This window comes from Bacterioplanoides pacificum, from assembly GCF_042648445.1.
In the GTDB taxonomy this organism is placed as follows: Bacteria; Pseudomonadota; Gammaproteobacteria; order Pseudomonadales; family Oceanobacteraceae; genus Bacterioplanoides; species Bacterioplanoides pacificum.
Genome location: NZ_JBHRYB010000001.1, coordinates 314,510 through 340,547, shown reverse-complemented (window position 1 = coordinate 340,547; position 26,038 = coordinate 314,510). Strand labels below are relative to the sequence as shown.

Below are 26,038 nucleotides of genomic sequence, written 5' to 3'. Positions count from 1 at the left end.
CGCTCAGCTGCGGGCTTTTTTGATCAGGTCGTAAGCGGTCTGAATCTGCTGGGTTTTTTCTTTCGCCAGCTTCATCATTTCTTCCGGCAGGCCTTTGGCCACCAGTTTGTCCGGATGATGCTGGCTCATCAGTTTGCGGTAGGTCTTTTTTAACTCCGCGTCCGATGCCGCTGGCTCAACGCCTAACACCGCATAAGCATTCGCCAGCTGCTGCCGCTCGCTGCTGGCCGTACGCGCTGAGTGTCCTGCCAGTGCCGCTTTTACCCGGCCATGAATCCACTCAAACTGAAACGCATTGATGCCCAGCTGGTTACATAAACGGCTGAACAGGCGACGTTCCTCCAGTGCCAGTTGTCCGTCGGCATACGCCACACTGAGCTGAATTTCGAGAAACATCTGTGCCAGCGACGCGCGCTGGCTGATCACCCGTTTCAGCAGCGCCAGATCAGGGTCCAGATCAAACCCCGGCTGTTTGCCTTCACTGAAGAAGCTGATCGCCTGCTGGCGCTGAGCACCGCTTAACCCCATCTGATCCATAATGCTGGTCGCGGCGGCAATTTCCGATTCACTGACCCGGCCATCGGCCTTGGCCAGCTTCCCCATCACCCGGAACGTGGTGCGGAAAAACACCTGCTGTACCGACAAATCACCACGCCCAGACGAGCCCGGAGATGCCTGGCCCAGCAGTAACTGGCCAATTTTCTGATCAACCAGATGGCCGGCGAAGGCACCAATCAATAAGCCAAACGGTCCACCGGATAGCAACCCCAGCAGACCGCCGATTATTTTGCCGATAAAAAAATTCATTGGCGCCCTCCGGATCGCACCGGCTGGCCAGCCAGCAGCTGTTGTTCAAGCTGTTGCAAACGTTGCGGTGTGCCCACATCAACCCAACTGGCATTCAGAACTTCACCGGCGATACGGCCGTCTGCCATCGCGGCTCTTAACAGTGGCGCCAGTCGCTGCTCACCCGGTTGTAAGCCGGCAAATAGCTGCGGCGACAACACACTGATGCCGGCAAAGGTCCAGCCACAATGATCAGGCTGCGCTAAGACCCGCCCCTGTTGCAGCCCAAAATCCCCACCCGGGTGATGTTCCGGATTGGCCACTAACGCCAGCCAGCCCAGGTCCTGTGGCGCCTGATCCCGCGCCGGATGTTGCAACTGCTGAGCCCGGCTGAACAGCTGGCGATAATCCCAGTCACACCAGACATCACCGTTGATCACCACAAACGGCTCATCCCCCAATAACGGCAACGCCTGTAAAATTCCTCCGGCCGTTTCCAGCGCACGGGACTCCGCTGAATAGCGGATCCGGCAAGCCAGCGCGCTGCCGTCGCCCAGCTGCTGCTCAATCATGTGTCCCAGATAGGCATGATTAATCACTAACTCATCGATCCCGGCGGCCACTAACTTTTCAATGTGATGCTGAATCAGTGGTTTGCCCGCCAGCGGTAAGAGCGGCTTAGGACAATGATCGGTCAGCGGTGCCATACGGGTGCCGCGCCCGGCCGCCAGAATCATCGCTTTCACGCCGGTTGTTCCTCTGTGCAGAAACGCTGATTCAGCAGCGGCATAAAGCGCTGCTTCAGCCACTGATGGAAAGCGCTGAGCTCAGCATAGCGACCACTGATATCGAGCAGATAACGGCAGGTGTTGGGAATATCGTTCAGGTAACCGTCTTTACCATCACGCAGATGCAAACGGGCAAAAATACCGGCAGCCTTCAGATGACGTTGCAGCCCCATCCAGTCAAAGTCGTGTAAAAATTGTTCACTGCTATTGTGCACAATCCCGGCGGCTGTGGCTTGTTGCCAGTACTCCAGCGCCAGTTGCTGCACCAGTTCGTCCGGCCAGCGCACATAACAGTCGCGCAGTAACGACACCAGGTCGTAACTGGCGGCACCACACACCGCATCCTGAAAATCGATCACCCCTAACAGCGCCGCCTCTGACCCGGAATCTGACGGCAACAGCATCAGATTACGTGAGTGGAAGTCGCGGTGTACCACCACCTGAGGCTGGGCCAGCGCCCGCTGGCGCAACAGCGCAAACGTTGTCTGCAACATCTGTTGCTCCGCCGGCGTCAGCGTCATACCCAGCAAACGCAAACATAACCAGTCGCGGAACAGCGCCATTTCCTGATCCAGCAACGTTGGGTCATAACGCGGTAAATCATCAGCCGCCAGAGACTGTATATGTAACAACTGTTCAATGGCCGCCCGGTACAGCCGGGTTCGTTGCCCGGGGTCATCACCGTCATGCAACGCCGGCCATAACAACTGATCACCAAAGTCCTGCAACAACATAAAACCCTGGTCAAAATCGTGTGCCAGTACTTCCGGAACCGCCACCTGGTGGCTGCGCCAACGCTGTGCAATCGCGACAAAGCGTGGGTTGTCTTCTTTATCGGCGGGCGCATCGACGGCGATCCAGCTCAGCGGCTGACCATCGCCACTGCTGGCACGTAAGCGGAAGTAACGGCGGAAGCTGGCATCACCGGATACCACCTCCAGTTCGGCATTCACCTGCCATTCAGTTTGTTGCCGGATGATGTCGGCTGCCCAGTGCGCGAGTTGGTCGCGTCGCTGATCCATGCTGGCCTCTCAGGGTTAGTCGTTCTAGAATTGTGCGCCTGCGCGCTGGGGCCATCAATGGTGGCCTGCCAATCAGCCGTAATGTAACACAGTTAACTCAATGGACAGGCGCCTGACGGCCACTATGACAATCCGACGTGACACAATTCGATTGAAAGCACTGTTTGTGGCGATTTGCGGCGCATTACTGACAGCACCGACCCAGGCTCAGCGGGCATCCTCGAGCGAGCCGGGCTTCCTCAACTGGTATCCCCGCGCGCTGCTGGACGAACAACAACAGCAGCAATTACCCGAGTTCTGCTCCGGCAATTACCGGGTTGCCGATATTCCGGAACTGGATAATGAACGCATCGAAGTTCAGGCCGATGATTCCCAACGAGAAAAAAACGGCGATTTGTATTTTGCCGGTAACGTTGAATTTCGCCAGCTCGACCGCATTCTTACCGGCCAGCAAGCCAACTGGTTCCCGGCCACTGAGTCCGGCTATTTTTCCGGTGATGTAACCCTGAGAACACCTCAGGTTACGCTGCACGGTGACAAAGCCGAGGTAGACAGCGAACAGCAGGTTACCTTCCGTGCGGCTGAATATGCCGTACCAACGCGTCATATTCGTGGCAGCGCCGGGCTGATCGCCAGTCAGGGCGAAAACCGGCTGACCCTGGAAAATGCCACCCTGACCTTTTGCGAACCCCAGGCCAACGACTGGGATATTGCTGCCTCAGAGCTTAATCTCGACCAGGAAAAAGGGATTGGCAGTGCCTGGCACGCCCGGCTGCGGGTGGCCGATGTGCCGGTGATGTATCTGCCGTATTACCGTTTCCCGATTGGCGACCAGCGTATGACCGGCTTCCTCGATCCGAAATTTACCGTCAACGGCAAACTGCAGGCGGAAGATATTCAACTGCCGTTTTACCTGAACATTGCCCCCAACCTGGACGCCACCATCACGCCACACCACATCCTTGATCGCGGTCTGCTGTGGGAAGCACAACTGCGTCATAAAACCCGCTGGTTCGGTGACGGTGAGCTGAACTATGGTTACCTCGGTGAAGACGACCAGCAGCGGCAGGAGTTTGAGGACTTTAACGCGGCTCTGGCGCCAGACGCCAACAATCAGAAAGAAGCCGGTGAACGTTACCTGATCAACTATCAGCAACAGGGTGATATCAGCCAGCACTGGCAACACCGCTGGGTCTACAACAAGGTCAGCGACAAAGATTATCTCAGCGATATGAAACCCACCGCCGCCATCGACCGCACCACTCACCTGCCGCGTCGCGGTGAAATTCTCTACAACCGCGATGCCTGGCATTTTGATATCACCGGCGAAAGTTTCCAGACCGTTGACGAAACCATCGCCCTGAACAACCGCCCTTACCGGCGCCTGCCGCAGCTCAATCTGGAATATCAGCCAACCGTAATCAACGACTGGCAACTGCAGCAACAACTGCAATACACCCGTTTCAGCCGTGATGATCAGGCCGAAATTAATAACCTTGATGTTGAACTGAGCGGCTTTGATGCGCTGAACAGCCGCCGGCTGTTATCTGAAACCGCACTGGCTTATCCCATGGAATGGCCATTTGGTTTCCTGACCCCCAAAGCCGAATACCGCTATCGCCAGTACCAGCTACTGAACGCCGACGACAGCCTCAATCTGAGTGACGATGAGCAACAGTTCAGCCATGCCGTCAGCCGCTACAGTGTCGATGCCGGACTGTACTTTGAGCGCGAGTTCGACTGGTTTGGCAATGACTATCAGCAAACCCTTGAGCCCCGCGTGTTCTGGGTGAAAAGCCCGTACCTGAGCGGCCAGGAAAAAATTCCCAGCTTTGATACCACCGAAAGCACCGTTACCTTTGCCAGCCTGTTCAGTGGCGAACGCTTTACCGGCGGTGACCGGCTGGCCGATCTGGATCAGGTCAGCGTGGGGTTAACCAGCCGCTTTATCCGTGACGACGGTCTGGAGCAGTTCCGTGCCAGTATCGGCCGGATCTATTACAACGACGACCGCCGGGTGCAGCTCAATGCCAGCGACACCCTGGCTCAGGCGAACACTCAGGCCACCTCCAGCACACTGGCAGAAGTGGAATGGAACCCGGATGAGAAGTGGTCGCTGTACCATACGCTGGAATGGGATCCGTACGAGAACTACGCCCGGCAACGGCGTTATGGCCTGCGTTTTGAAGGCGTGGAAAATCGCATGCTGAATCTGTCGACCAACACAGTTCAGGCCTTTAACGACACCACCGAGCAGGTCGATGTCACCACCAAACAGCTCGACTGGGGCTTCTTCTGGGCACTCGACCAGCGCTGGGCGCTGGTTGGCCGACAGCTGCGCGACTTACGCTCGTATGAAGGTGAACAACGTCGCCCGGTGAACGATGTATTAGAATCGCTGGCGGGTTTTGAATACCAGAATTGTTGCTGGCGTTTTCAGTTCCTGTATCGTGAGTCCTCGCCGCAGGATTCCGATCCGGACAACAACTTCACAACAGACAAGAAATACGGCTTTATGCTCAGCATCCAGCTTAAAGGCCTGACCACCCTGGGCGGTGGTACCGACGCCATCATCGAGGATGCAGTAACCGGATACTCAAGACGAAAATATCATGACTTTTAAATCCCTGATTTGCGCAGGCCTGCTGAGCCTGCTGACTGTCACCAGCCACAGTGCCCCGGTGCCGATCGACCATGTTGTTGCCGTAGTGGATGAAGACATCATCATGCACAGTGAACTGCAGCAACGCGTTAACGATGTAAAGCGCCAGAATCGTGGTGCCTCTTTACCCGCCGCTAAGGTATTACGCCAGCAGGTGCTGGAGCGCATGATTCTGGAAAGCATCCAGTTGCAGATGGCGGACCGCGGCGGCGTCCGTATCAGTGATGCCGAACTGAACGATGCCATCCGCCGTATCGCTGCACAGAACAACATGAGCCTGACTGAGTTCCGCCAGGCGATGGAAGCAGAAGGGGTGTCCTTTACCCTGGCGCGGGATCAGATCCGGGATGAAATGCGGGTCAGCCGGGTGCAGCGTTTCCAGGTCGGAGAGCGGATTCAGATCACCGATCAGGATGTCGATTATTTTCTCGCCTCCGAACTCGGCAAAATGGCCTCTGCCGCAGAATACCAGCTGGCGCATATCCTGATTGCCGTTCCATCTCAGGCCAGCCCCGCCGATCTGCAACAGGCTCAGCAAAAAGCCCAACAACTGGTAGATCAGTTACGCAATGGCGCCGATTTCCGCCAGCTGGCAATCGCTCAGTCAAACGGCCGTAACGCGCTGAAAGGTGGTGACCTGGGCTGGCGTAAAGAAGCCCAGTTACCCGGCATTTTTGCCGATGTGATTCCGGCGATGCAAATCAACGACATCAGTGACCCGATCAAAAGTGCCAGTGGTTTTCATATCGTCAAACTGAGCGATAAACGCGGCGGCAACACCGAGCTGGTGACCCAGGCCAAAGTGCGTCATATCCTGATTCAGACCAACGAACTGCGTGATGCCGCACGCAGCAAAGAGCTGATCGATCAACTCTATCAACGGCTGCAGGCCGGTGAAGATTTTGCGGAACTGGCACGTGAATTCAGCGACGACCCGGGCAGCGCCGCCAGTGGTGGCGATCTCGGCTGGGTCAGCCCCGGCGACATGGTGCCGGCGTTTGATAAAACCATGGCCGCTGCTCAGCCCGGACAACTGAGCCAACCGTTTGAAAGCCGGTTTGGCTGGCATATCCTGCAGGTTCAGGAACGCAAACAAACCGATGTCGGTGCCGAAAAGCAGCGTAATCAGGTACGCCAGATGTTATACAGCCGCCGCTTTGAAGAAGAACTGCCAATCTGGCTGCGTAAAATCCGCGCCGAAGCGTATGTCGACATCAAGGAAGCGCAATGACCATCCGCCTTGCCATTACCGCCGGCGAACCGGCCGGCATAGGCCCGGATCTTTGTGTCCAGCTGGCGCAGCAGGCATACGCCCAGCAACTGGTGGTGATCGCTGACCCGCTGTTATTACAACAGCGGGCGCAACAACTCCGGCTGCCATTGGAAATCCTCGAGTTTTCGCCTGCCTGCCCGGCCACACCAGCAGCCGAAGGCCAGCTCTGGGTGGCACCGGTGGCACTGCAGTCCGAGGTGGTTGCCGGCCAGCTGAACCCGGACAACAGCCACTACGTGTTAGCCACTCTGCGGCTGGCAGCACAAGGCTGCCTTGATGGCCAATGGCAGGGCATTGTCACCGCTCCGGTGCATAAAGGTGTCATCAATGATGCACTGGGCAGCAACTCGGACAGCCCGGTATTCAGCGGCCATACCGAATATTTCCGCGACTATTGTGGTGTGCCGGAAGTGGTCATGATGCTGGCCACCAGCGATTTAAAAGTGGCACTGGTCACCACTCATCTGCCGTTACGGCAGGTGGCCGATGCCATCACAGCCGACCGCATCCAGCGCGTCAGCCGTATTCTGCACCGCGACCTGCAAACCTACTTTGGTCTGCCACAACCAAGAATTCTGGTTGCCGGGCTCAACCCCCACGCTGGTGAAGATGGCCACCTGGGACGCGAAGAACTGGATATTATTAACCCGGCTCTGGAAAGCCTGCGCCAGGAAGGCATCAACCTGGTTGGCCCATTACCGGCCGACACCCTGTATACCCCCAAACTGTTAGACCAGGCCGACGCCACCCTCGCCATGTATCATGACCAGGGTCTGCCGGTGCTGAAATTCCACGGCTTTGGCCGTGCCGCTAACATTACCCTGGGACTCCCGATTATCCGCACCTCGGTGGATCACGGTACCGCGCTCGATCTGGCTGGCACAGGCCAGGCCGACCCGGGCAGCCTGTATACCGCCATCGATGTTGCCAGCCAGATGGCCAGCCACTTATGAGCAAATCCCTGAACCCCAACCAGCATGGCCACAAAGCGCGTAAGCGTTTTGGTCAGAACTTTCTGCACGATCATTACGTGATCGACAAAATCGTGCGTGCGATTAACCCCAAGCCGGACGATTGTCTGGTGGAAATCGGCCCGGGCATGGGCGCGTTAACCGAACCACTACTGGAAGCCAGCGGCAAGCTGAACGTGGTAGAACTGGATCGCGATCTGATCCCGATTCTGCGTACTAAGTTTTTCAACTATCCGGATTTTAATATCTACGAAGGCGATGCACTGAAGTTCGATTTCCGTCAGCTGCTGCAACACGACACACAACAGCTGCGGATTGTTGGTAATCTGCCGTATAACATCTCAACACCGCTGATCTTCCACTTTTTAAGCCACCATACCCTGGTGCAAGACATGCATTTTATGCTGCAGAAAGAAGTGGTTGATCGGCTGGCCGCCGGACCGGGTTGTTCCGATTACGGCCGGCTGGGCATTATGGCGCAATATTATTGTAAGGTTTCGCCACTGTTTATCGTTGGTCCGGGGTCGTTTAATCCGCCACCCAAAGTGGATTCCGCCATCGTCCGGCTGGAGCCCTACGATGAGCTGCCCTACCCGGCAAAAGACGCCCGGGTACTGCAACGAGTGGTCCGCGAAGCGTTCAGCATGCGTCGTAAGACCATCCGTAATACCCTGAAGAAACTGCTCAGCAGCGACGAAATCGAAGCCTTAGGGCTGGATACCAGCCTGCGTCCCGAGCGTTTGTCGTTACAGGATTACGTCCTGATCGCCGATGCGGTATACGATAAGCAACAACAAGAAGCGGCGGCTGAAACAGTGAAAAGTGAGAAGGTATGAGCCAACTGGACGACAGTATTGAAGTCGACGTGATCAGCGAGTATCTGCCGGAACAATCGGTGGAAGATGAGCAACGTTATGTCTTTGCCTATCATATCCGCCTGATTAACCACGGCGAACAGGCGGCTACTCTGCGCAGCCGCCACTGGTTTATCGCTAATGGCAACGGTGAGGTACAGGAAGTCAACGGCGAAGGCGTGGTCGGCGAACAACCAACACTGGATCCCGGCGAACATTATGACTACTCCTCCGGTGCCGTGTTAGCCACCGAAGTCGGTAGCATGCGCGGTTATTATGTGATGGAAGCCGCCGATGGCACTCTGTTTCACGCCACCATCCCGGTGTTTACCCTCGCCATTCCCCACGCCCTGAACTGATCAACCGGCCGCGCCGGATAGCAATAAGAATACCAAAATGGCAATATACGCAATCGGAGATATTCAAGGTTGTTTCGAACCGCTGCAACGGCTGCTGGACAAGGTCCGGTTTGACCCGACCCGTGACCATTTATGGATCGCCGGTGATCTGGTGAACCGCGGGCCGCAGTCGCTTGAAGTATTACGTTTTCTCAAAGGTCTGCAACACCGGGCTATCAGTGTGTTAGGCAATCATGACCTGCATCTGCTGGCGGTGCATTACGCCGGCCAGAAAAGTAAACGCAACGATACCCTGAGCGAAATTCTCAGCGCCCCTGACCGTGATGAACTGCTTGACTGGCTGCGCCACCAGCCACTGCTGCATCTGGACGAAGCACGTAACTGGTGCATGAGCCATGCCGGAATCCCACCCTTATGGGGGGTGCGCAAAGCACGGCGCCTGGCTCAGGAAGTGGAAGCGGAAATACAAGGTGAAGAGCCGCAGCGTTTCTTCAGCCAGATGTACGGCAATCGTCCGCAGCGCTGGGATAAGACGCTGCGGGGGATCGACCGGCAGCGCATGATCGTCAATTATCTGACCCGCATGCGCTTTATCGACCCTACGGGGGCGCTCGACCTGGTCAGTAAAGAAGGACTGGATACCGCTCCCTGTGGTTATCAGCCCTGGTTCAGTCATCCGCAACGAAAAGCGGCCGACTGTCGCCTGCTGTTTGGCCACTGGGCGGCGCTGGAAGGCAAAGTAGATACACCCAATGTGTATGCCCTTGATACCGGCTGTGTCTGGGGCGGAAAATTAACCGCGTTGCGGCTCGACGATGAAAAATTTTTCCGCGTGCCGGCGCAACCCAAAAAAAAGAGTTAATCAGGATAACCAGACATTATGTCGGCTTTTAAACGAATTGCGGCGGCAGACGCACACCAACTGCTGGAAAATAACGAGGTCCGGATTGCCGATATCCGCGATGTGATGAGCTTTCAGGCTGGCCATATTTGCCAGGCTGTGCGTGTCGACAACCAGAACCTGGGCGAATTTATCGCCGCGTGTGATAAGCAAAAACCCCTGATCGTGTGCTGTTATCATGGCAACTCCAGTCAGGGCGCTGCGCAATATTTTGCTGAGCAGGGCTTCAGTGATGTTTACAGCCTGGACGGTGGTTACGAATTCTGGAAAGTCAGTTATCCGGATTTATGTGAGCGCTGAAGCAGCGCTCCGGCTCTGAGCCGGCTCTCCTTTCGGCAGCTGTATTTGCTGCCTTTCCTACCCTGTTTACTCATTAAAATTCTCACGACGGCACGCCCCCTGCATCTGATTTCCAGCATTCGCTGGCAGACAAGTATCACAATTATTTACTGGCGAAAGGCAACTAACCTGACCCATACTGGTGTTAGATCCGATAACACAGGCCGTCCAGAACGGCCACCGGAATTAAGCGAACCTAACTGAGATGTAACCGGAATATTCATAATTAAAAGCCGCTGAGGCGCAGCAAAGAGGTGACCTATGAGTGTATTCAGCCGTTATCAACAAAGGTATCAGGCAACTCAGGAAGAGGTAATGAGCTTGCAGCAATACCTCGAACTCTGCAAGCAGGATCCGACGGTTTATGCCACCGCCGCTGAACGCATTCTGATGGCCATTGGCGAACCGGAAGTGGTTGATACCTCACGGGATCTGCGCCTCAGCCGTATTTTTTCCAATAAAGTGATCAAACGCTATCCGGCCTTTTCTGAATTTTTTGGCATGGAAGAAGCCGTAGAAAATATCGTGTCTTATTTTCGCCATGCTGCTCAGGGCCTGGAAGAGCGTAAACAAATCCTCTATTTGTTAGGGCCGGTTGGTGGAGGTAAATCATCACTGGCGGAACAACTGAAACATCTGATTCAGAATGTACCGTTTTATGCCATTAAAGGGTCACCGGTATTTGAATCGCCACTGGGATTGTTCGATCCGGAAGAAGATGCCCACATACTGCAGGAAGACTACGGTATTCCGGGCCGCTATCTGGGCAAAGTGATGTCTCCCTGGGCGGTAAAACGGCTGCATGAATTTGGTGGTGATATCAGCCAGTTCGAAGTGGTTAAACTCTACCCCTCGGTACTGGATCAGGTGGGGGTTGCCAAAACCGAACCCGGTGACGAAAACAATCAGGATATCTCATCGCTGGTCGGTAAAGTGGATATCCGAAAACTGGAGGATTATTCCCAGGACGATCCGGATGCCTACGCCTATTCCGGTGCCTTGTGCCGTGCCAATCAAGGGCTGATGGAATTTGTTGAGATGTTTAAAGCCCCTATCAAGGTGCTGCATCCGTTGTTAACCGCCACCCAGGAAGGCAATTACAATGGCACCGAAGGTATGGGTGCCATGCCGTTTGAAGGCATTATCCTGGCGCACTCCAATGAATCCGAGTGGCAGACGTTCCGCAATAATAAAAACAACGAAGCTTTCCTCGACCGGGTTTACATCGTTAAAGTCCCTTATTGCCTGCGGGCAGATGAAGAAGTCAATATTTATAAAAAACTGCTCAGTAACAGTTCACTGGCAGAGGCACAATGCGCTCCGGACACCCTCAGCATGCTGGCAAAATTTACTGTTCTGTCACGTCTGGCGGTGCCGGAAAACTCCAGCATTTATTCCAAGATGCGTATTTATAATGGCGAAAACCTGAAAGACACCGATCCGAAAGCAAAATCCATTCAGGAATATCGCGACAGTGCCGGCGTTAACGAAGGTATGAACGGCATTTCAACCCGCTTTGCCTTCAAAATTTTATCCAAAGTATTTAACTTCGACTCCACCGAAGTCGCAGCGAACCCGGTTCATCTGCTATACGTTCTGGAACAGGCCATTGAGCAGGAGCAGTTCCCGGAAGAAGTACACGATCGCTACCTCAATTTCATTAAAGAATACCTGGCAACCGAATACGTCGACTTTATCGGCAAAGAGATACAGACCGCTTACCTTGAATCTTACTCTGAATACGGCCAGAACATCTTTGACCGTTACGTCACCTATGCCGATTTCTGGATTCAGGATCAGGAATATCGCGACCCGGAAACCGGCGAGATGCTGGATCGTGTTGCTATTAACGAAGAACTGGAAAAAATTGAAAAAGCGGCTGGCATCAGTAATCCGAAAGATTTCCGCAATGAAATTGTTAATTTTGTATTACGCGCGCGTGCGAACAACAACGGTAATAACCCATCCTGGCAGTCGTATGAAAAAATGCGTTCGGTTATTGAGAAAAAAATGTTCTCTAATACCGAAGACCTGCTACCGGTTATTTCGTTTTCGGCTAAATCATCATCCGATGACCAGAAAAAACATGATGATTTTGTCAACCGCATGAAAGAACGTGGTTACACCGAAAAACAAGTAAGGCTGTTGTCAGAGTGGTACTTACGTGTACGTAAGTCGCAATAATCTCTGTTAAATAACACCCGAGGTGGCCTATGTCCTACATTATCGACCGGCGCTTAAATGGTAAAAACAAAAGCATGGTGAATCGCCAGCGCTTTTTACGACGCTATAAAAATTACATCAAAGAGGCGGTCTCTGATGCAGTTAACCAGCGTTCGATTACCGATATGGAGCGCGGCGAGCAGGTCTCCATCCCAACCCGCAGCACACATGAGCCCATTATCGGCCACGGCCCCGGAGGTAAGCAGCAGCGGGTTTTTCCCGGTAACAAAGAGTTTAATACCGGGGATAAAATTGACAAACCTCAGGGTGGAGGCGGCTCAGGCTCGGGCGATGGTCAGGCCAGTAATCAGGGCGAAGGGGAAGATGACTTCTCTTTTTACCTCACCAAAGAGGAGTTTCTGAACTACCTGTTCGACGACCTGGCACTTCCTAATATGATAAAAAAAACACTCAGTCAATCGCACGAATATAAAACCCTGCGTGCCGGCTTTGTGTCTGAAGGAACGCCCAACAATTTGTCGGTAGTGCGTTCATTACGTAATGCTCATGCACGACGGATTGCCATGACCTCCGGCAAACGCAAAAAGCTGAAGCAATATCAGCAGGAGCTGGAACAGTTACTCAGTTCAGCAGACAAACAGGCACAGCAACGTATTCACTGGTTGCAACAACAAATAGCCGACTTGGAACGGCGCCTGAAACGGGTACCGTTTATTGATGACATTGACCTGCGTTACCGCAATCAGGTCAGGGTACCGGTGCCCAGCAGTAAAGCAGTGATGTTTTGCCTGATGGATGTCTCCGGTTCCATGACTCAGGATGTTAAAGACATTGCCAAACGTTTTTATATTCTGCTGTATCTGTTTTTGCAAAAAAACTACGAACATATTGAAATCGTCTTTATCCGTCATCACACCAGTGCCAAAGAAGTTTCCGAAGAAGACTTTTTCTACTCGCGCGAAACCGGTGGCACCATTGTGTCCAGCGCGCTGAAACTGATGCATCAGATCGTCAGCGAACGTTACAACAGCAATGAGTGGAACATCTACGCCGCTCAGGCGTCTGATGGCGATAACTGGGACGATGATTCCCCGCTGTGCGCTCAGGTTCTGGCCGACCAGTTATTACCCGCTGTGCAATATTTTGCCTATATCGAGATCACCCCCAATCAGCATCAGGCACTGTGGGAAGCCTATAAAGATCTGGAGCAACAGTTCAGCAACCAGTTCGCGATGGCACAAATCCGTAATGCCGGGGATATTTACCCGGTATTCCGTGAGTTATTCGCCCGGGAAAAATACCAGCAGGCCGGCTGATCAGAAGAGGTGTTTATGACGGAACAGCAGCACAACTACATCTCCACCGAATCCGATTGGACCTTCGAACTGCTACAGCGTTACGACGAGGAAATCGCCCGGATTGCCGCCCTGTACCGGCTCGATACTTATCCCAATCAGATTGAAGTCATCAGTGCCGAACAAATGATGGATGCTTATTCATCGGTTGGTATGCCAATTGGTTACAACCACTGGTCATACGGCAAACAGTTTCTCAGTACCCAGAAAAATTATCAGCGCGGGCAGATGGGTCTGGCCTATGAAATTGTTATTAATTCAGACCCGTGTATTGCTTATCTGATGGAAGAAAACACTCTGCCAATGCAGGCACTGGTCATTGCTCACGCCTGTTATGGTCATAACTCATTTTTTAAAGGTAACTACCTGTTCCGCACCTGGACCGACGCCAGCTCGATCATCGACTACCTGTTATTTGCCAAACACTACATCCGTAAATGTGAAGAAAAATACGGCATGGAAGAGGTAGAGAAAACGCTGGATGCCTGCCACGCTCTGCAAAACTATGGCGTTGACCGCTATCGCCGGCCGAAACCGATATCCGCCGCTGAAGAAAAAATGCGTCAGCAGGAACGTGAAGCCATTCGTCAGCAACAGCTGAATGATTTATGGCGTACCATCCCAACAGCCAATAAAACCAGAGCCGCTCATAAAAAACGTAAATTCCCGGAAGAACCACAGGAAAACCTGCTCTATTTCCTGGAGAAAAATGCCCCGTTACTGGCGCCCTGGCAGCGCGAGATAATCCGTATTGTTCGAAAAATCTCCCAGTATTTTTATCCACAGCGGCAGACTCAGGTTATGAACGAAGGCTGGGCCACCTTCTGGCATTATACCCTGCTGAATCACCTGTACGACGAAGGCAAAGTCAGCGACGGTTTTATTCTTGAGTTTTTAACATCCCATACCAATGTGGTGTTCCAGCCACCGTTTGACGCCCCTTATTACAATGGCATCAACCCTTATGCCCTGGGGTTTAATATGTATCAGGATATTAAACGTATCTGTGAGAACCCCACGGATGAAGATAAAGAGTGGTTTCCGGATATGGCGGGGTCAGACTGGCTGGAGACAGTACATTTTGCGATGCGTAACTTTAAAGACGAAAGTTTTATCCAACAGTTTTTGTCTCCCAAGCTGATCCGCGACTTCCACTTATTCAGCATTTATGACGATGCCGATAAAAGCCACTTTGAAGTATCCGCCATTCACAATGAACAGGGTTACCGCAAAGTACGGGAGATGCTGGCACGACAATACGATTTATCCGTCCGCGAGCCGAATATTCAGGTCTGGTCTGTCGATCTGGAAGGAGATCGCTCACTGACGTTACGCCACACCATGCACAATGAAACACCACTGTCGGCCGACACCCACGAGGTGCTGAAACATCTGCACCACTTGTGGGGGTTTGATATCCATCTGGAAACTTATCAGCAGGAACGTATGGTGAAGCGCATCAGTTGCCCGGCAACGACCTTAGAGGATTATTAGCGCTACCAGGCAATGACCATATCATCACGCTGTATTGCCAGATGTTCGGCGGTGTATTGCATCTCTGCAATCACAAACTGCGGCTGCACCTGCTTTACCACCACTTCAGTGGCCATATCGCTTAGCTCAGTACGGGGCTCCAGGTCAAGATTATAAAAAGTGCCGGTACGATACACCTGAAACTTATCCCCCGGGCGGATACCGGCACCGGCACTGGCTTCAATATGCAGCCGGTTGCCACGGGCTTTTACTACCCGCGCCATAAACGGCTGACAGCGTAACACTTCATCCAGATCATCAACGACCGAGGTTAATAAACCACGAACCTGCTGACCATAACCGGTTTTCCAGAAACGCGGTGAGGCAAAACCTACCCGCTGCTGACGCGCCACATCCCACTCTCCCTGAGTGGCATAACTGCGCTGAAATAACATCGCGCCACTTAACCCGTCGTGCACAAAGACATCCAGCACAAACTGGCGTTCGTGGTCATTACTTTCCATCCCCAGTAAAGATAACCAGCGCTCGCCCTGACCGGGCGTGCTGTCACGTGTTTCGCCCTGCATCGCCAGATCACGTACCACGCCCGACACCACATACTGTGCGCCCAATTGTGTTGCCAGCGACACCGAGGTGGTTAACCGTTGTTGTGGTGTTTCAGCCGATGGCGCCCGACGCGGATCGCGGAATAAGCTGGTACGGGTGGCATCCAGTGCGTGAGTGGCACCACGATCGTTCAGCGTATTAACCAGCACCCGTGGCAGATCCTGCTCAATATTTTCCAGCCGGCCCAGAGTCGCCTGCATCGGTTGCGCCAGACCAAAACCGGTAACGGCGATGGCTTTACGATAGCGCTGCGAGCTGTTCGGGCACATCACCCCGGCACTGACATCGGCCCGGATAGCGACCTGATATAAGCCGTGCTGCTGGTCTTCCCACAACACCTCGACATTTTTTAATTCAGCCTGAGAACGCAGCTGCACGTCATCTTGTTTCACCACGCCTTGTTCCATCAGCTGAGTACTGCTGACCTGAGCGCCGGCGCGCAGGCTCGCTTGCTGCATGGCATCTTCCAGTGCCTGCTGGCGGGCATGGCTGAGTGCGCCTTCAACAGGCGCCTGACCCACCACCTCGACAGTTAACGACCAGGCGATCGCTGGCAGGCAGAGAAACAGAATGATCATGATATATCGCGCCATACCCCACCTCACTTATTCAATAAAATAGAAACCGGACTCAGGCATCGCTGCTTCGCTTTGCACCCGCTGACGTTGGGAGGCAGCAAACTTGTTGGGACCGTTACCCGCCAGTGGTACCCGGCAGTCAACATTAAAGCGCTGATTATCATTGGTTTGCAGACAATTACGGAAACCCTGGTCAATGGTCATTTCGAGAATGGTTTCTACACTGCCATCCGGCATCACATCGGAAGTCACCACCCGGGCACCGTGCATGTAGGTTTCGACGTAGGTACGGAAACGATCGTTCTGTACCACCATATCGCGCACCGTAGTACTGCCCTGAATGGCCGTGCCGTATACCCGTTCCGCCATCGACCGGTAAGCATCCATTTTCGACGCCCGAATCGCCATCAGACGGCGTTGCACTGCCGAGCGTTTGTCATCGGTTGAAATAGCGCCATAACCAACCACCCGCAACACCAGCGGTGCAATCGGATCGATTTCCTGTTCAACCGGCTGAAAAAACGCTTCCGGCTCATCCATGACATTGTCTTCCTCAATCAAAGCACTGGAGCAGCCCTGCAGGCCCGTCAACGCCACCAGAGCCAGAGCAATACCAACTGGCTGTTTCATACGATTCTCCCAAACTGAATCAATCAGAGATTAGTTATCGGGGTTATCGGCCATCAGCCACGGATATTTAGCGATTTATTAACGCTCTAACGCGCCGGCGCTTTTTTCTTCCGGCTGCGGGCAAAAAATGTATCCAGTGGCCGGTGCCACTGATACAGCGCCAGTCCGGCCAGCAATAAGGCCGCCCCGCGCAACGCCGTCGGCTGGAACTCTTCACCATTGATCAGATTTCCCCAACTCATAGCCAGCACCGGTGCCACCAGCGTGATCAGGGTGACCCGTGCCGCGGACAGATATTTAAGAATGAAGAAATACAACATAAAGCCCACAATCGAACCAAACACCACCAGATAGCCCAGCCCTAACTGGCTGGTCAGAGGCCAGGGCTGTGGCAGGTGCAGACCAAACAGCGGTAAGGTCAATAAATAACCCAGTGACGACAACCATAACGTACCGCTGGTTTGTACCATGGGGTGTAAGCCGGCATTGGCTTTTTTCACCCAGACGGCACTCCAGGAAAAACACAACACCGACACCAGCGTACCCAGAATACCGCGCCAGGCGTTGTCATCCACCGCCAGCCGGGCGCTGACCACCAGCGTCAGACCGGACAAAGCAATCAGTAATGCCAACACTCTGGCGGGCGTCAGTTCGCGTTCCTTCAGCCAGAAAAACGCAATCGCTCCGGATAACATAGGTGCCAGACCATACAGCACAGAAATCAGCCCGGACGGAATATACGCCGCGCCCCAATAGACCGCCATCATGGCGCCATAGACCCCAACGGAACCCGCCAGATAACTCACCAGAGCCTGTTTATGGAACGCCAGACGTTGCTTCAGCAACCATACCACCGGCACTGACAACAATGCCGCCAGCCACATACGCAGGGATACCGCCGAATAGAATTCCAGACCATCCTGACTGAGCTGAATCGCCAGCGGTGTGGTCGACCAGATAAAAATAACCGTTAAATAGGCAAGTATGATCACCATGCCTGTTTCTCCTCTGATAGCAATGACGGAGAAGCCAGCAAGCAGCCACAAAAAAGGCCGCATTGCGCGGCCTCCTGATTAACCTTTGCTGTTAATCACCAGGCCGGGAAGGCATACGGGCGCGCAGAATGGCACGCATCGGCTTTGCGGGCATGCACACAGCGAAACGGGCTGAAATATTCTGAACGTTCGTACTCATTATCAACGCCTGATGATTAACAATAACAAACCGGCAACGCCGGTTTCTGACAAATAACTCAACCAGAATAGGGCCGACAAAATGATCATGCAAGTGTCAATTTTTGTGGCTATTATAACTGTACTCTAAACAATCGTATTAGTCCGTAAGGGACCCAACGCCGGGATGGCAGGCTTATCGGGTTGATATTCAGGGATTTTGTTTTAATAACATTCAGGAATCGTGATCATGATCAAACGCTCTCTTTTAGCGGCAGCTATTGCTGCTGTCAGTGTCCAGTCGGCTGTTGCCGCCCCATTCATGCCCATGGATGCCCGAGGATTGGCCATGGGCAACACCGGGGTCGCCAGTGCCAAACTGGCTCACGCACCGGCCTATAACCCATCGCTATTGTCTCAGGCTCATGAAGATGACGACTTTGCGCTGTTATTTCCCCAGATCGGTGTCAGTGTGGCTGATGAAGAAGAGATGATTGATGAAGCGGAAGCCATCAGTGATGATATTTTCCCGGAGTTTGAAGACATCGTTGGGGATTCTTCAAGCGGCCTGGAATTTAATATCGACGAGTTAAATGACAGCATCAGTCGTTTTGAAACCACTCTTAATGGTCTTAGTGGTAACCCAAATGCTATTTCTGATCTGACTGACGCCAATAACGACCTGAAAACCAAGCTAACAGCCGTAGGCAATGATCTGGGCGCGCTGAATTCCAGCACCAACGATCTGACCAAATCATTACGCAATATTTCCGGCAGCCCGTTAACCGCCAAACTGGGAGTGGGTGGTGCCCTGGCGATTCCGGGTAAGTCATTTGCCGCTGCCGTTTCGGTACAAGGGTCGGCAAACGTTTCTGCGCTGGCCAACTTCAGCGACAAAGATCTGGAACTGCTGGGCGCTTATGTACCGGCAGCACAGGAATACGTGACCGCTGCCGATAATCTGACCGATGCCGTGGATACCGCACTGGCCAACTCTAATGATCCGACAGAGCTGGCCAATCAGCTGAACAGCCTGGATGCCGATGCATTATTAAATGTTGCCAATGGTTATACCTCCAACACCACAATTGATGGCAATCCGGTTATTGCCAACGGTGAATTATCCAATGCGGCCAGCGATCCGGATCTGTCTTCCAATGTTCAGATCGTGGCGGTTTCGGTGATTGATGCCGGTATCTCGCTATCGCGTGAATTCGACATCGTCGGTGAAAAAATAGCGATTGGTATTACCCCAAAAATCCAGAAAATTTCCACCTTCCACTACGCTGACGAAATTGATGGTTTCGACGAAGTGGAAGCCGATGATATCGAAGACACCCGTGAAGACTACAGCCAGATCAACCTGGATATTGGCGCCTCTTACCGCTTTGGCAGCGAAGGCAACTGGGTTGCTGGCGTTGTCGCTAAAAACCTGCTGGGCGGTGAATTTGATTACGCCGAAACTCAGGTACAGCCAAAAGATTCCGATGGCAACCCGAACGGTGTTCCGTACACTCTGGAAGGCGGCAGTGTATCCCTTGATCCACAATTCCGCGCCGGTCTGGCCTACACCAGCGACTGGATTAACCTTGCTGCCGATCTGGACCTGATGGAGAACGACCCGGTAGCCTTTGAAAATCCGACGCAGTTTGCCTCCATTGGTGCCGAACTGGATGTGTTCAGCACCTTACAGTTGCGTGCCGGTTATCGCACCAACCTGAGCGTATCCAATGCCGAAGTAGTTTCCGTTGGCCTGGGCATCTCGCCGTTTGGCGTACACCTGGACATCGCGGCCATGGCCAATCCAAGCAATCCGGAAAAAGAAGCCGGTGTGGCGCTGGAAACCGGCTTTTATTTCTGATCTGAGCCACCCTGCCAGGCTGGTTGTTAGCGGCCAGCAGCTATCGCTCTGCAGATAACTGCGGGTTACACTAGACCCTGATTTGTTTAACAAATCAGGGTTTTCTTTTTCAGGTAATACACATTATGGACATATATCTGGTCGGTGGTGCTGTACGCGATGCCCTACTGAATATTCCGATCAAAGACAGAGACTGGGTGGTCGTGGGTGCCACCCCGGATCAGCTGCTGGCCCAGGGGTTTCAGCAGGTTGGAGCGGATTTTCCGGTTTTTCTGCATCCGCATAACAAAGAAGAACACGCCCTGGCCCGTACCGAACGTAAATCCGGCAGTGGTTACCAGGGCTTTGACTGCCGTTTCAGCCCGGATATTACCCTGGAGGAAGATTTATTACGCCGTGATTTAACCATCAATGCCATGGCGCAGGATGAGCAGGGTCAAATCATCGACCCTTATCACGGCCAGCAGGACCTGCAGGACAAAATGTTGCGCCATGTGTCACCGGCATTTGCCGAAGACCCGTTGCGGGTATTACGCGTTGCCCGTTTTGCCGCACGTTTTGCCGGACTGGGTTTTCAGGTCGCCGAAGAAACCCTGGCACTGATGCGCCAGATGGTGACGGACGGCGAGCTGAATCACCTGGTGGCAGAACGGGTATGGCAGGAAACTCAGCGGGCATTAACGGAAGATCACCCCCAGGTGTATTTTCAGGTGTTGCGCGATTGCGGTGCATTAAAAATCTGGTTTAAAGAAATCGATGATTTATTCGGCATTCCCCAGCCGGAACAATATCACCCGGAAATCGACTGCGGTATCCATGCCCTGATGTCGTTACAGGCTTGTGTGCCTCTGTCTGAAGATATTGCAACCCGTTGGGCGGCGCTAACGCACGATCTTGGCAAAGCACTTTCAGACAAAGAAAACCTGCCCCGCCACTTCGGCCATGAAACAAAAGGTTTAAAGCCCATCAAAGCCTTGTGCAAAAAACTGAAAGCGCCAAAAGAGGCACAGCAGCTGGCATTATTAAGCTGTGAATTTCACACCCATATCCACCGCGCCTTTGAACTCAAACCCGAGACCTTATTAAAAGTATTTGATAGTACCGATGCGTGGCGTAAAGCGGAGCGTTTTGAGCAGCTGTTAGTTGTCAGCACCGCCGATTCCCGTGGCCGTACCGGCTTTGAACACTGTGATTATCCACAGGCCGGTTATATGCGTGATGCATTTCAGGTGGCGTTGTCGGTAACGGCGCAGGACATGATCGCTCAGGGGTTAGCCGGCCCGGCCATTCGGGAAGGGTTGCAGAGCGCCCGGGCTAAGAAATTAAAAGAGTGGAAGCTTTCTCAGGCGTAAAACCCATCACTCTTCTACCAGACCCAGCAGCTGACCCTGAATATTCGTCGTAAAATCACGCAACGGCTGCTGGTATTTAGGGCAGATCAAGTCCGGCGCAATATCCAGCAGCGGCGTTAATACAAACGCATATTTCCAGATATCATCTCTGGGTAAAGAAAAGGAACCGCCGGCTGTTATAAATTCTCCGACCTGCTCATCAAACAATAAAATATCGATATCCAGGTAGCGGGATGAATATTTGACCGCATCCGCGCTACGGCCAAAATCACGTTCAATCTGTTTTAACTGCTGAGACAAATCCTGTGGCGAAAGCGCATCACTGACCTGAACTTCGACAACCAGATTAATAAATTCCGGCCCGTCAAATCCCAGCGCCGGCGAACGGTACCAGGGCGACTGCTGCCGGATAGTATAATCCTGCGCCAGACGCTGAATACCGGCCGTTAAGTTACGTTCGGCGTCCAGGTTAGAACCCAGACCTAAAAAGACCCGTGCCATTAACAATTGCCCGCAGCGGCAACCAGCTCGCCACGTTCGATGTACAAACCCACCGCCCGTGACTGAGGTACCACCGCCGGTTTTTCCACCCGCACGCCGATCCAGGGCATGCCAAATTCATTGCGCAACGCCTCAGCCAGCCGTTCGATCAGCGACTCCAGTAACTGAAAATGTTGTTCACGCACAAACGTTTCAACAAATTCGCTGACCGCCTGATAATTCAGCGCATGCATTAAATCGTCGGTAGCGGCTGCGACGCGGATATCCCAGGCCATCTCCAGATCAAACACCAGCGGCTGACGCACCTGCTTTTCCCAATCGTACACACCAATAACAGCGTCTACCCTGAGGCCGTGAATAAATACTTTATCCATATAAATTCTGCCTTTTATTGTCCACGTGCGGTGTAATCGACGGCTGCCAGTTCCGTCATCGGCCAGCGTGGCACCGCAGATACCGCCAGCTCAGCCCGTTCGCCGGCCAACAACCGCTGAGTACCGGCGTAAGCAATCATGGCGCCATTATCGGTACACAGTTCAGGACGGGGGTAATACACAGCACCACCCAGCTTTTCTGCAGTATGCTGCAGTTTTGCCCGCAGGCTTTTGTTAGCGCCCACACCACCGGCAATAATCAGCCGTTTGATACCGCTTTGCTCCATCGCCCGTTTGCATTTAATGGCTAAGGTATCCACCACCGCGGCCTGAAAACCGGCCGCGATATCCCGCTTATCCTGCTCAGCCAATACGCCGTCTTTGGCGCAATCGAGAATCGTGGTTCGGGTAAAGGTTTTTAAACCACTGAAACTGAAATCCAGCCCCGGACGATCCGTCATCGGCCGCGGAAACTTAAACCGGCCGGCATCACCACTGTCGGCCAGCCGGCTCAGCTGCGGCCCACCCGGATACGGCAGATTCATCATTTTTGCGGCTTTATCGAACGCTTCACCGGCGGCGTCATCCAGCGACTCCCCCAGTAAACTGTAACGGCCAATACCGTCAACCTGCACCAGCTGGGTATGACCACCGGAGACCAATAACGCAATAAACGGAAACGGTGGCGGATTATCTTCCAGCATCGGGGCCAGCAAATGGCCTTCCATATGGTGCACCCCAATCGCCGGTACATCGAGTGCCCAGGCCAGTGAACGGCCAAGACAAGCTCCCACCAAGAGCGCCCCAACCAGCCCCGGGCCACGGGTGTAGGCCACACCATCGAGATCCGCCAGGGTCAAACCGGCTTCCGCCATCACTTCACGGATCAGTGGCAGCGACTTACGGATATGGTCACGCGATGCCAGTTCCGGCACCACACCGCCGTATTCAGCATGCACCGCTATCTGAGAATACACACGGTGTGCCAGCAGGCCTTTTTCGCTGTCGTACAAGGCAATTCCTGTTTCATCACAGGACGATTCCAGCCCCAAAACCCGCATAGATAACCTCGTTTAAACCCAGATGGTGACGACTGATATGAATTGAAAGGCGCCATAATACTGGTGCAATGCACTAAAATCCATGCAGAGGTTTTGCAATCCGCGATCAAAGGCATTAGAATGCCCGCCCTCTGACTGGGGGTCGTTCCGTTTGCCCAAACACAACGACCCTGTAATACCGAATTTTTTAATACACGTAGGTGATTGGATGCCAGCTGTAAAAGTTAAAGAAAACGAGCCGTTCGACGTTGCTCTGCGTCGTTTCAAGCGTTCTTGCGAAAAGGCAGGTGTACTGTCTGAAGTTCGTCGTCGCGAGCACTATGAGAAGCCAACCTGGGTTCGTAAGCGTAAAGCCGCTGCGGCTGTTAAGCGTCACCTGAAAAAGGTACAGCGCGAACAGCGTAAGATGACCCGTCTGTACTAATCAGACCGTCATCAGAGGTTGCCATGAGTACTATAGTCGACACCATTAAAGCGGCAGTTAAAGATGCCATGCGCGCCAAAGACAAACCACGTCTGGGCGCCTTACGTCTGATTACTGCAGAGTTCAAAAAAGTGGAAGTTGATGAGCGCATCGAAGTTGATGACGACCGCGCTCTGGCCATCCTCGACAAAATGACCAAACAACGCCGCGACTCCATCACGCAATACCAGGATGCGGGTCGCGACGAACTGGCAGCTGCCGAACAATACGAAATTGACGTATTAACCGAGTTTCTGCCGGAAGCCCTGAGCGAAGAAGAGTTGGCCAAATTGGTGGCTGATGCCGTTGCACAGTCTGGTGCTGCAAGTATGCAGGACATGGGCAAAGTTATGGGCATCCTGAAACCACAGGTGCAAGGTCGTGCCGACATGGCACAAATCAGTCAACTGGTTAAGTCTCAACTGGGCTGATTTCGTTCAGGCGAACATTAAGCGCTGCTCGTGTTTCATGAGCGGCGCTTTTTGCGTTTATACTGATTCGTCTTTTTTCCCGTGTAATCCACCAGGCAATGACCGTTATGGCTGGCCGTATACCACAGTCGTTTATTGATGATCTACTTGCCCGCATCGACGTTGTTGATGTGGTGGACAGTCGCGTCAAACTGAAAAAGACCGGCAAGAACTACTCCGCCTGCTGCCCGTTCCATAACGAAAATACCCCGTCTTTTACCGTCAGCCCGGATAAACAGTTTTATTATTGTTTTGGCTGCGGCGCCTCCGGCAGCGCGTTACGTTTTGTGATGGAGTTTGACGGTCTCAGTTTTCCCGATGCCGTAGAAAAACTGGCCAGCGACGCCAACCTCGAAGTGCCGCGCGAACAGGTCAGCTTTGAAGCCCGCCAGGAACAACAACATCAGCCGCTGTTTGCCCAGATGCAACGTGCCAGCGATTTTTACGAAGCCATGCTGCGCAGCCACGAACAACGCAGCAAAGCGGTTGATTACCTGCAGAGGCGCGGTTTATCCGGCAAAGCAGCGAAGTTTTTTCATATCGGTTATGCCCCACCCGGCTGGGACAACCTGCTCAAACAACTGGCACCGGAACAGCCAAAAGAACAACAGCCAAAAGAACAACAGAAAGACACCATCAAACAGCTGGTCAGCTGTGGCATGCTGATTGAAAAAGACGACGACGGCAAACAATACCGTACCTACGATCGCTTCCGCGACCGTATCATGTTTCCCATCCGCGATGCCCGCGGGCGTACCATCGCCTTTGGTGGCCGGGTATTAGGTGACGAAAAGCCCAAATACCTGAACTCGCCGGAAACCCCGATTTTCCAGAAAAACCGCGAACTCTACGGCCTCTACGAAGCGCGCAAAATCCGCCAGAAGCTGACCCGCTTCGTCATTGTTGAAGGTTATATGGACGTCGTGGCACTGGCCGAATTCGGCATTCATTACGCCGTCGCCACCCTGGGCACCGCCACCAGCGAACACCACCTGCGGCGGTTATTTAAGATCGTGCCAGAAGTAATCTTCTGCTTCGATGGCGACCAGGCCGGGCGTACCGCCGCAGCCCGGGCGATGGAAACCGTACTGCCGTTATTACAAGATGGACTGCAGGCCCGCTTTTTATTTTTACCCGACGGCGAAGACCCGGACTCACTGGTGCGCCATGAGGGCAAAGACGCCTTTGAACAGCGCCTGAATCAGTCGGATCACCTGCCGGAGTTTTTATTTGCTCACCTGAAACAACAGGTCGATTTCGACACCCTGGATGGCAAAGCACGTCTGGATCAGCTCGCCGCCCCGCTGATCAATCGCCTGCCCGACGGCATGTTACGCCAGCTGATGCGGCAGAAACTGAAAGAAGAAACCGGCGTCGACAGCCATGCACTGAACAAGCTGGAAGCCGAAGCGCCGGCCAGCAGCGGCACCAGCCCTGACGACGATATCCCACTGCCGGTCATCGACACCCTGCCCGCCAGCCATTATCAGCAGGACGACCAGCAGCAGGAAGATCGGCTGGCGCCTCAGGTTTACCAGGCGTTAACCGCCATCGTACAAAACCCGGCCCTGGCGCAACAGCTTGAAATTCCCCAGTGCGAACCGGAAACCGAGCTGGAGCGGCTGTTATTTGAAGTGCTGAATAAGCTGAAGCAGGCACCGCAAAGCAACAGCATCGGCCTGATCATTCAATGGACCGGTTCACCGTATCAGGCTGAGTTACGCCAACTGGCGGAAAAAGCAGCCAGCAGTGACATCAGCCCGGGTGCCGGCGCCGTTGCCGAACTGTTAAAGCGTCTCAGTGGCCGCAAACTGGCAGCCGAACTGGCGCAGCTGAAGGCCAGACTGGCCAACAAAGAAAAACTCTCCGGCAGCGAACGTGAACGCCTCCGGGAGCTGCAGCGGCAAATGCACACACTGCAGAAAAAGCGCACCAGCATTTACAAACCCCACTGACTATCACGGCAATAGCGCCTGGTCGCC

General features: G+C 53.5%; 24 protein-coding genes. 15 read left to right on the top strand and 9 right to left on the bottom strand.

Annotated features, from left to right (window positions below):
* Window positions 1–3: 3 nt before the first annotated feature.
* From djlA to ACFOMG_RS01580, 3 genes are read right to left on the bottom strand one after another with little or no spacing between them, the layout of a single operon-like run.
* Window positions 4–807: a co-chaperone DjlA gene (gene djlA, locus ACFOMG_RS01590; RefSeq protein ID WP_376864350.1), complete on the bottom strand. Its 804-nt coding sequence runs from the start codon at window positions 805–807 to the stop codon at window positions 4–6.
* Window positions 804–1,523, bottom strand: coding sequence for an N-acetylmuramate alpha-1-phosphate uridylyltransferase MurU (murU, locus tag ACFOMG_RS01585; RefSeq protein WP_376864794.1), 720 nt, complete (start codon window positions 1,521–1,523; stop codon window positions 804–806). Before murU ends, djlA begins: the two co-directional genes overlap by 4 nt.
* 5 nt (window positions 1,524–1,528) lie before the next feature.
* Window positions 1,529–2,596 (bottom strand): aminoglycoside phosphotransferase family protein, encoded by a 1,068-nt coding sequence (locus ACFOMG_RS01580; RefSeq protein ID WP_376864349.1) that lies wholly within the window; start codon window positions 2,594–2,596, stop codon window positions 1,529–1,531.
* Window positions 2,597–2,720: 124 nt separating this feature from the next.
* On the opposite strand from ACFOMG_RS01580, the gene ACFOMG_RS01575 reads away from it, so the two are divergent.
* The 10 genes from ACFOMG_RS01575 to ACFOMG_RS01530 all read left to right on the top strand — a co-directional run bounded on the left by ACFOMG_RS01575 (window position 2,721) and on the right by ACFOMG_RS01530 (window position 14,988).
* On the top strand, window positions 2,721–5,219 hold the full coding sequence (locus ACFOMG_RS01575) for an LPS-assembly protein LptD (protein ID WP_376864348.1): 2,499 nt from the start codon (window positions 2,721–2,723) through the stop codon (window positions 5,217–5,219).
* Window positions 5,209–6,489, top strand: coding sequence for a peptidylprolyl isomerase (locus tag ACFOMG_RS01570; RefSeq protein WP_376864347.1), 1,281 nt, complete (start codon window positions 5,209–5,211; stop codon window positions 6,487–6,489). The genes ACFOMG_RS01575 and ACFOMG_RS01570 overlap by 11 nt, the downstream gene beginning before the upstream one ends.
* On the top strand, window positions 6,486–7,484 hold the full coding sequence (pdxA, locus tag ACFOMG_RS01565; protein WP_376864346.1) for a 4-hydroxythreonine-4-phosphate dehydrogenase PdxA: 999 nt from the start codon (window positions 6,486–6,488) through the stop codon (window positions 7,482–7,484). Before ACFOMG_RS01570 ends, pdxA begins: the two co-directional genes overlap by 4 nt.
* Complete coding sequence (rsmA, locus tag ACFOMG_RS01560) at window positions 7,481–8,338, top strand: 16S rRNA (adenine(1518)-N(6)/adenine(1519)-N(6))-dimethyltransferase RsmA (RefSeq protein ID WP_376864345.1); 858 nt, start codon at window positions 7,481–7,483, stop codon at window positions 8,336–8,338. Before pdxA ends, rsmA begins: the two co-directional genes overlap by 4 nt.
* Window positions 8,335–8,715, top strand: a complete 381-nt coding sequence (apaG, locus tag ACFOMG_RS01555; protein WP_376864344.1) for a Co2+/Mg2+ efflux protein ApaG — start codon at window positions 8,335–8,337, stop codon at window positions 8,713–8,715. Before rsmA ends, apaG begins: the two co-directional genes overlap by 4 nt.
* A gap of 37 nt (window positions 8,716–8,752) precedes the next feature.
* On the top strand, window positions 8,753–9,577 hold the full coding sequence (locus tag ACFOMG_RS01550; protein WP_376864343.1) for a symmetrical bis(5'-nucleosyl)-tetraphosphatase: 825 nt from the start codon (window positions 8,753–8,755) through the stop codon (window positions 9,575–9,577).
* An 18-nt stretch (window positions 9,578–9,595) separates the two neighbouring features.
* The gene (gene glpE / locus ACFOMG_RS01545) at window positions 9,596–9,916 is read left to right on the top strand and encodes a thiosulfate sulfurtransferase GlpE (RefSeq protein ID WP_376864342.1); all 321 of its coding nucleotides are present in this window, start codon (window positions 9,596–9,598) and stop codon (window positions 9,914–9,916) included.
* 300 nt (window positions 9,917–10,216) lie between these two features.
* Entirely contained in the window at window positions 10,217–12,139 is a 1,923-nt protein-coding gene (locus tag ACFOMG_RS01540; RefSeq protein ID WP_376864341.1) for a PrkA family serine protein kinase, read from the top strand.
* Window positions 12,140–12,168: 29 nt separating this feature from the next.
* On the top strand, window positions 12,169–13,455 hold the full coding sequence (locus tag ACFOMG_RS01535) for a YeaH/YhbH family protein (protein ID WP_376864340.1): 1,287 nt from the start codon (window positions 12,169–12,171) through the stop codon (window positions 13,453–13,455).
* Window positions 13,456–13,470: 15 nt separating this feature from the next.
* Complete coding sequence (locus tag ACFOMG_RS01530; RefSeq protein WP_376864339.1) at window positions 13,471–14,988, top strand: SpoVR family protein; 1,518 nt, start codon at window positions 13,471–13,473, stop codon at window positions 14,986–14,988.
* A gap of 2 nt (window positions 14,989–14,990) precedes the next feature.
* Here ACFOMG_RS01530 and ACFOMG_RS01525 read toward each other — a convergent pair whose 3' ends face one another.
* The 3 genes from ACFOMG_RS01525 to ACFOMG_RS01515 all read right to left on the bottom strand — a co-directional run bounded on the left by ACFOMG_RS01525 (window position 14,991) and on the right by ACFOMG_RS01515 (window position 17,797).
* Entirely contained in the window at window positions 14,991–16,187 is a 1,197-nt protein-coding gene (locus ACFOMG_RS01525) for a flagellar assembly protein FlgT (RefSeq protein ID WP_376864338.1), read from the bottom strand.
* 12 nt (window positions 16,188–16,199) lie between these two features.
* Window positions 16,200–16,802, bottom strand: a complete 603-nt coding sequence (locus ACFOMG_RS01520; RefSeq protein ID WP_376864337.1) for an LPP20 family lipoprotein — start codon at window positions 16,800–16,802, stop codon at window positions 16,200–16,202.
* A gap of 86 nt (window positions 16,803–16,888) precedes the next feature.
* Entirely contained in the window at window positions 16,889–17,797 is a 909-nt protein-coding gene (locus tag ACFOMG_RS01515; protein ID WP_376864336.1) for a DMT family transporter, read from the bottom strand.
* A 526-nt stretch (window positions 17,798–18,323) separates the two neighbouring features.
* On the opposite strand from ACFOMG_RS01515, the gene traF reads away from it, so the two are divergent.
* Complete coding sequence (gene traF, locus ACFOMG_RS01510; protein WP_376864335.1) at window positions 18,324–19,835, top strand: conjugal transfer protein TraF; 1,512 nt, start codon at window positions 18,324–18,326, stop codon at window positions 19,833–19,835.
* Between the two features lie 125 nt (window positions 19,836–19,960).
* Window positions 19,961–21,187, top strand: coding sequence for a multifunctional CCA addition/repair protein (locus ACFOMG_RS01505; protein WP_376864334.1), 1,227 nt, complete (start codon window positions 19,961–19,963; stop codon window positions 21,185–21,187).
* Between the two features lie 6 nt (window positions 21,188–21,193).
* Here the strand turns inward: ACFOMG_RS01505 and folK are convergent, their stop codons facing one another.
* Genes folK through tsaD form a run of 3 tightly spaced genes read right to left on the bottom strand, consistent with a single transcriptional unit; the run spans window position 21,194 to window position 23,123 of the window.
* A complete protein-coding gene (folK, locus tag ACFOMG_RS01500; RefSeq protein WP_376864333.1) occupies window positions 21,194–21,688 on the bottom strand; it encodes a 2-amino-4-hydroxy-6-hydroxymethyldihydropteridine diphosphokinase in 495 nt (164 codons plus the stop codon).
* A complete protein-coding gene (gene folB, locus ACFOMG_RS01495; RefSeq protein WP_376864332.1) occupies window positions 21,688–22,062 on the bottom strand; it encodes a dihydroneopterin aldolase in 375 nt (124 codons plus the stop codon). The genes folK and folB overlap by 1 nt, the downstream gene beginning before the upstream one ends.
* A 14-nt stretch (window positions 22,063–22,076) precedes the next feature.
* Window positions 22,077–23,123 carry a tRNA (adenosine(37)-N6)-threonylcarbamoyltransferase complex transferase subunit TsaD gene (gene tsaD, locus ACFOMG_RS01490; RefSeq protein WP_376864331.1) on the bottom strand — a complete coding sequence of 349 codons (1,047 nt, stop codon included), beginning with the start codon at window positions 23,121–23,123 and terminating at the stop codon, window positions 22,077–22,079.
* 208 nt (window positions 23,124–23,331) lie between these two features.
* Between tsaD and rpsU the strand changes: the two genes are divergently transcribed.
* The 3 genes from rpsU to dnaG all read left to right on the top strand — a co-directional run bounded on the left by rpsU (window position 23,332) and on the right by dnaG (window position 26,011).
* The gene (gene rpsU, locus ACFOMG_RS01485) at window positions 23,332–23,547 is read left to right on the top strand and encodes a 30S ribosomal protein S21 (RefSeq protein ID WP_068441605.1); all 216 of its coding nucleotides are present in this window, start codon (window positions 23,332–23,334) and stop codon (window positions 23,545–23,547) included.
* Window positions 23,548–23,570: 23 nt separating this feature from the next.
* Complete coding sequence (locus ACFOMG_RS01480) at window positions 23,571–24,017, top strand: GatB/YqeY domain-containing protein (RefSeq protein ID WP_376864330.1); 447 nt, start codon at window positions 23,571–23,573, stop codon at window positions 24,015–24,017.
* Window positions 24,018–24,124: 107 nt separating this feature from the next.
* Window positions 24,125–26,011, top strand: coding sequence for a DNA primase (gene dnaG / locus ACFOMG_RS01475; RefSeq protein WP_376864329.1), 1,887 nt, complete (start codon window positions 24,125–24,127; stop codon window positions 26,009–26,011).
* The last annotated feature ends 27 nt before the right edge of the window (window positions 26,012–26,038 follow it).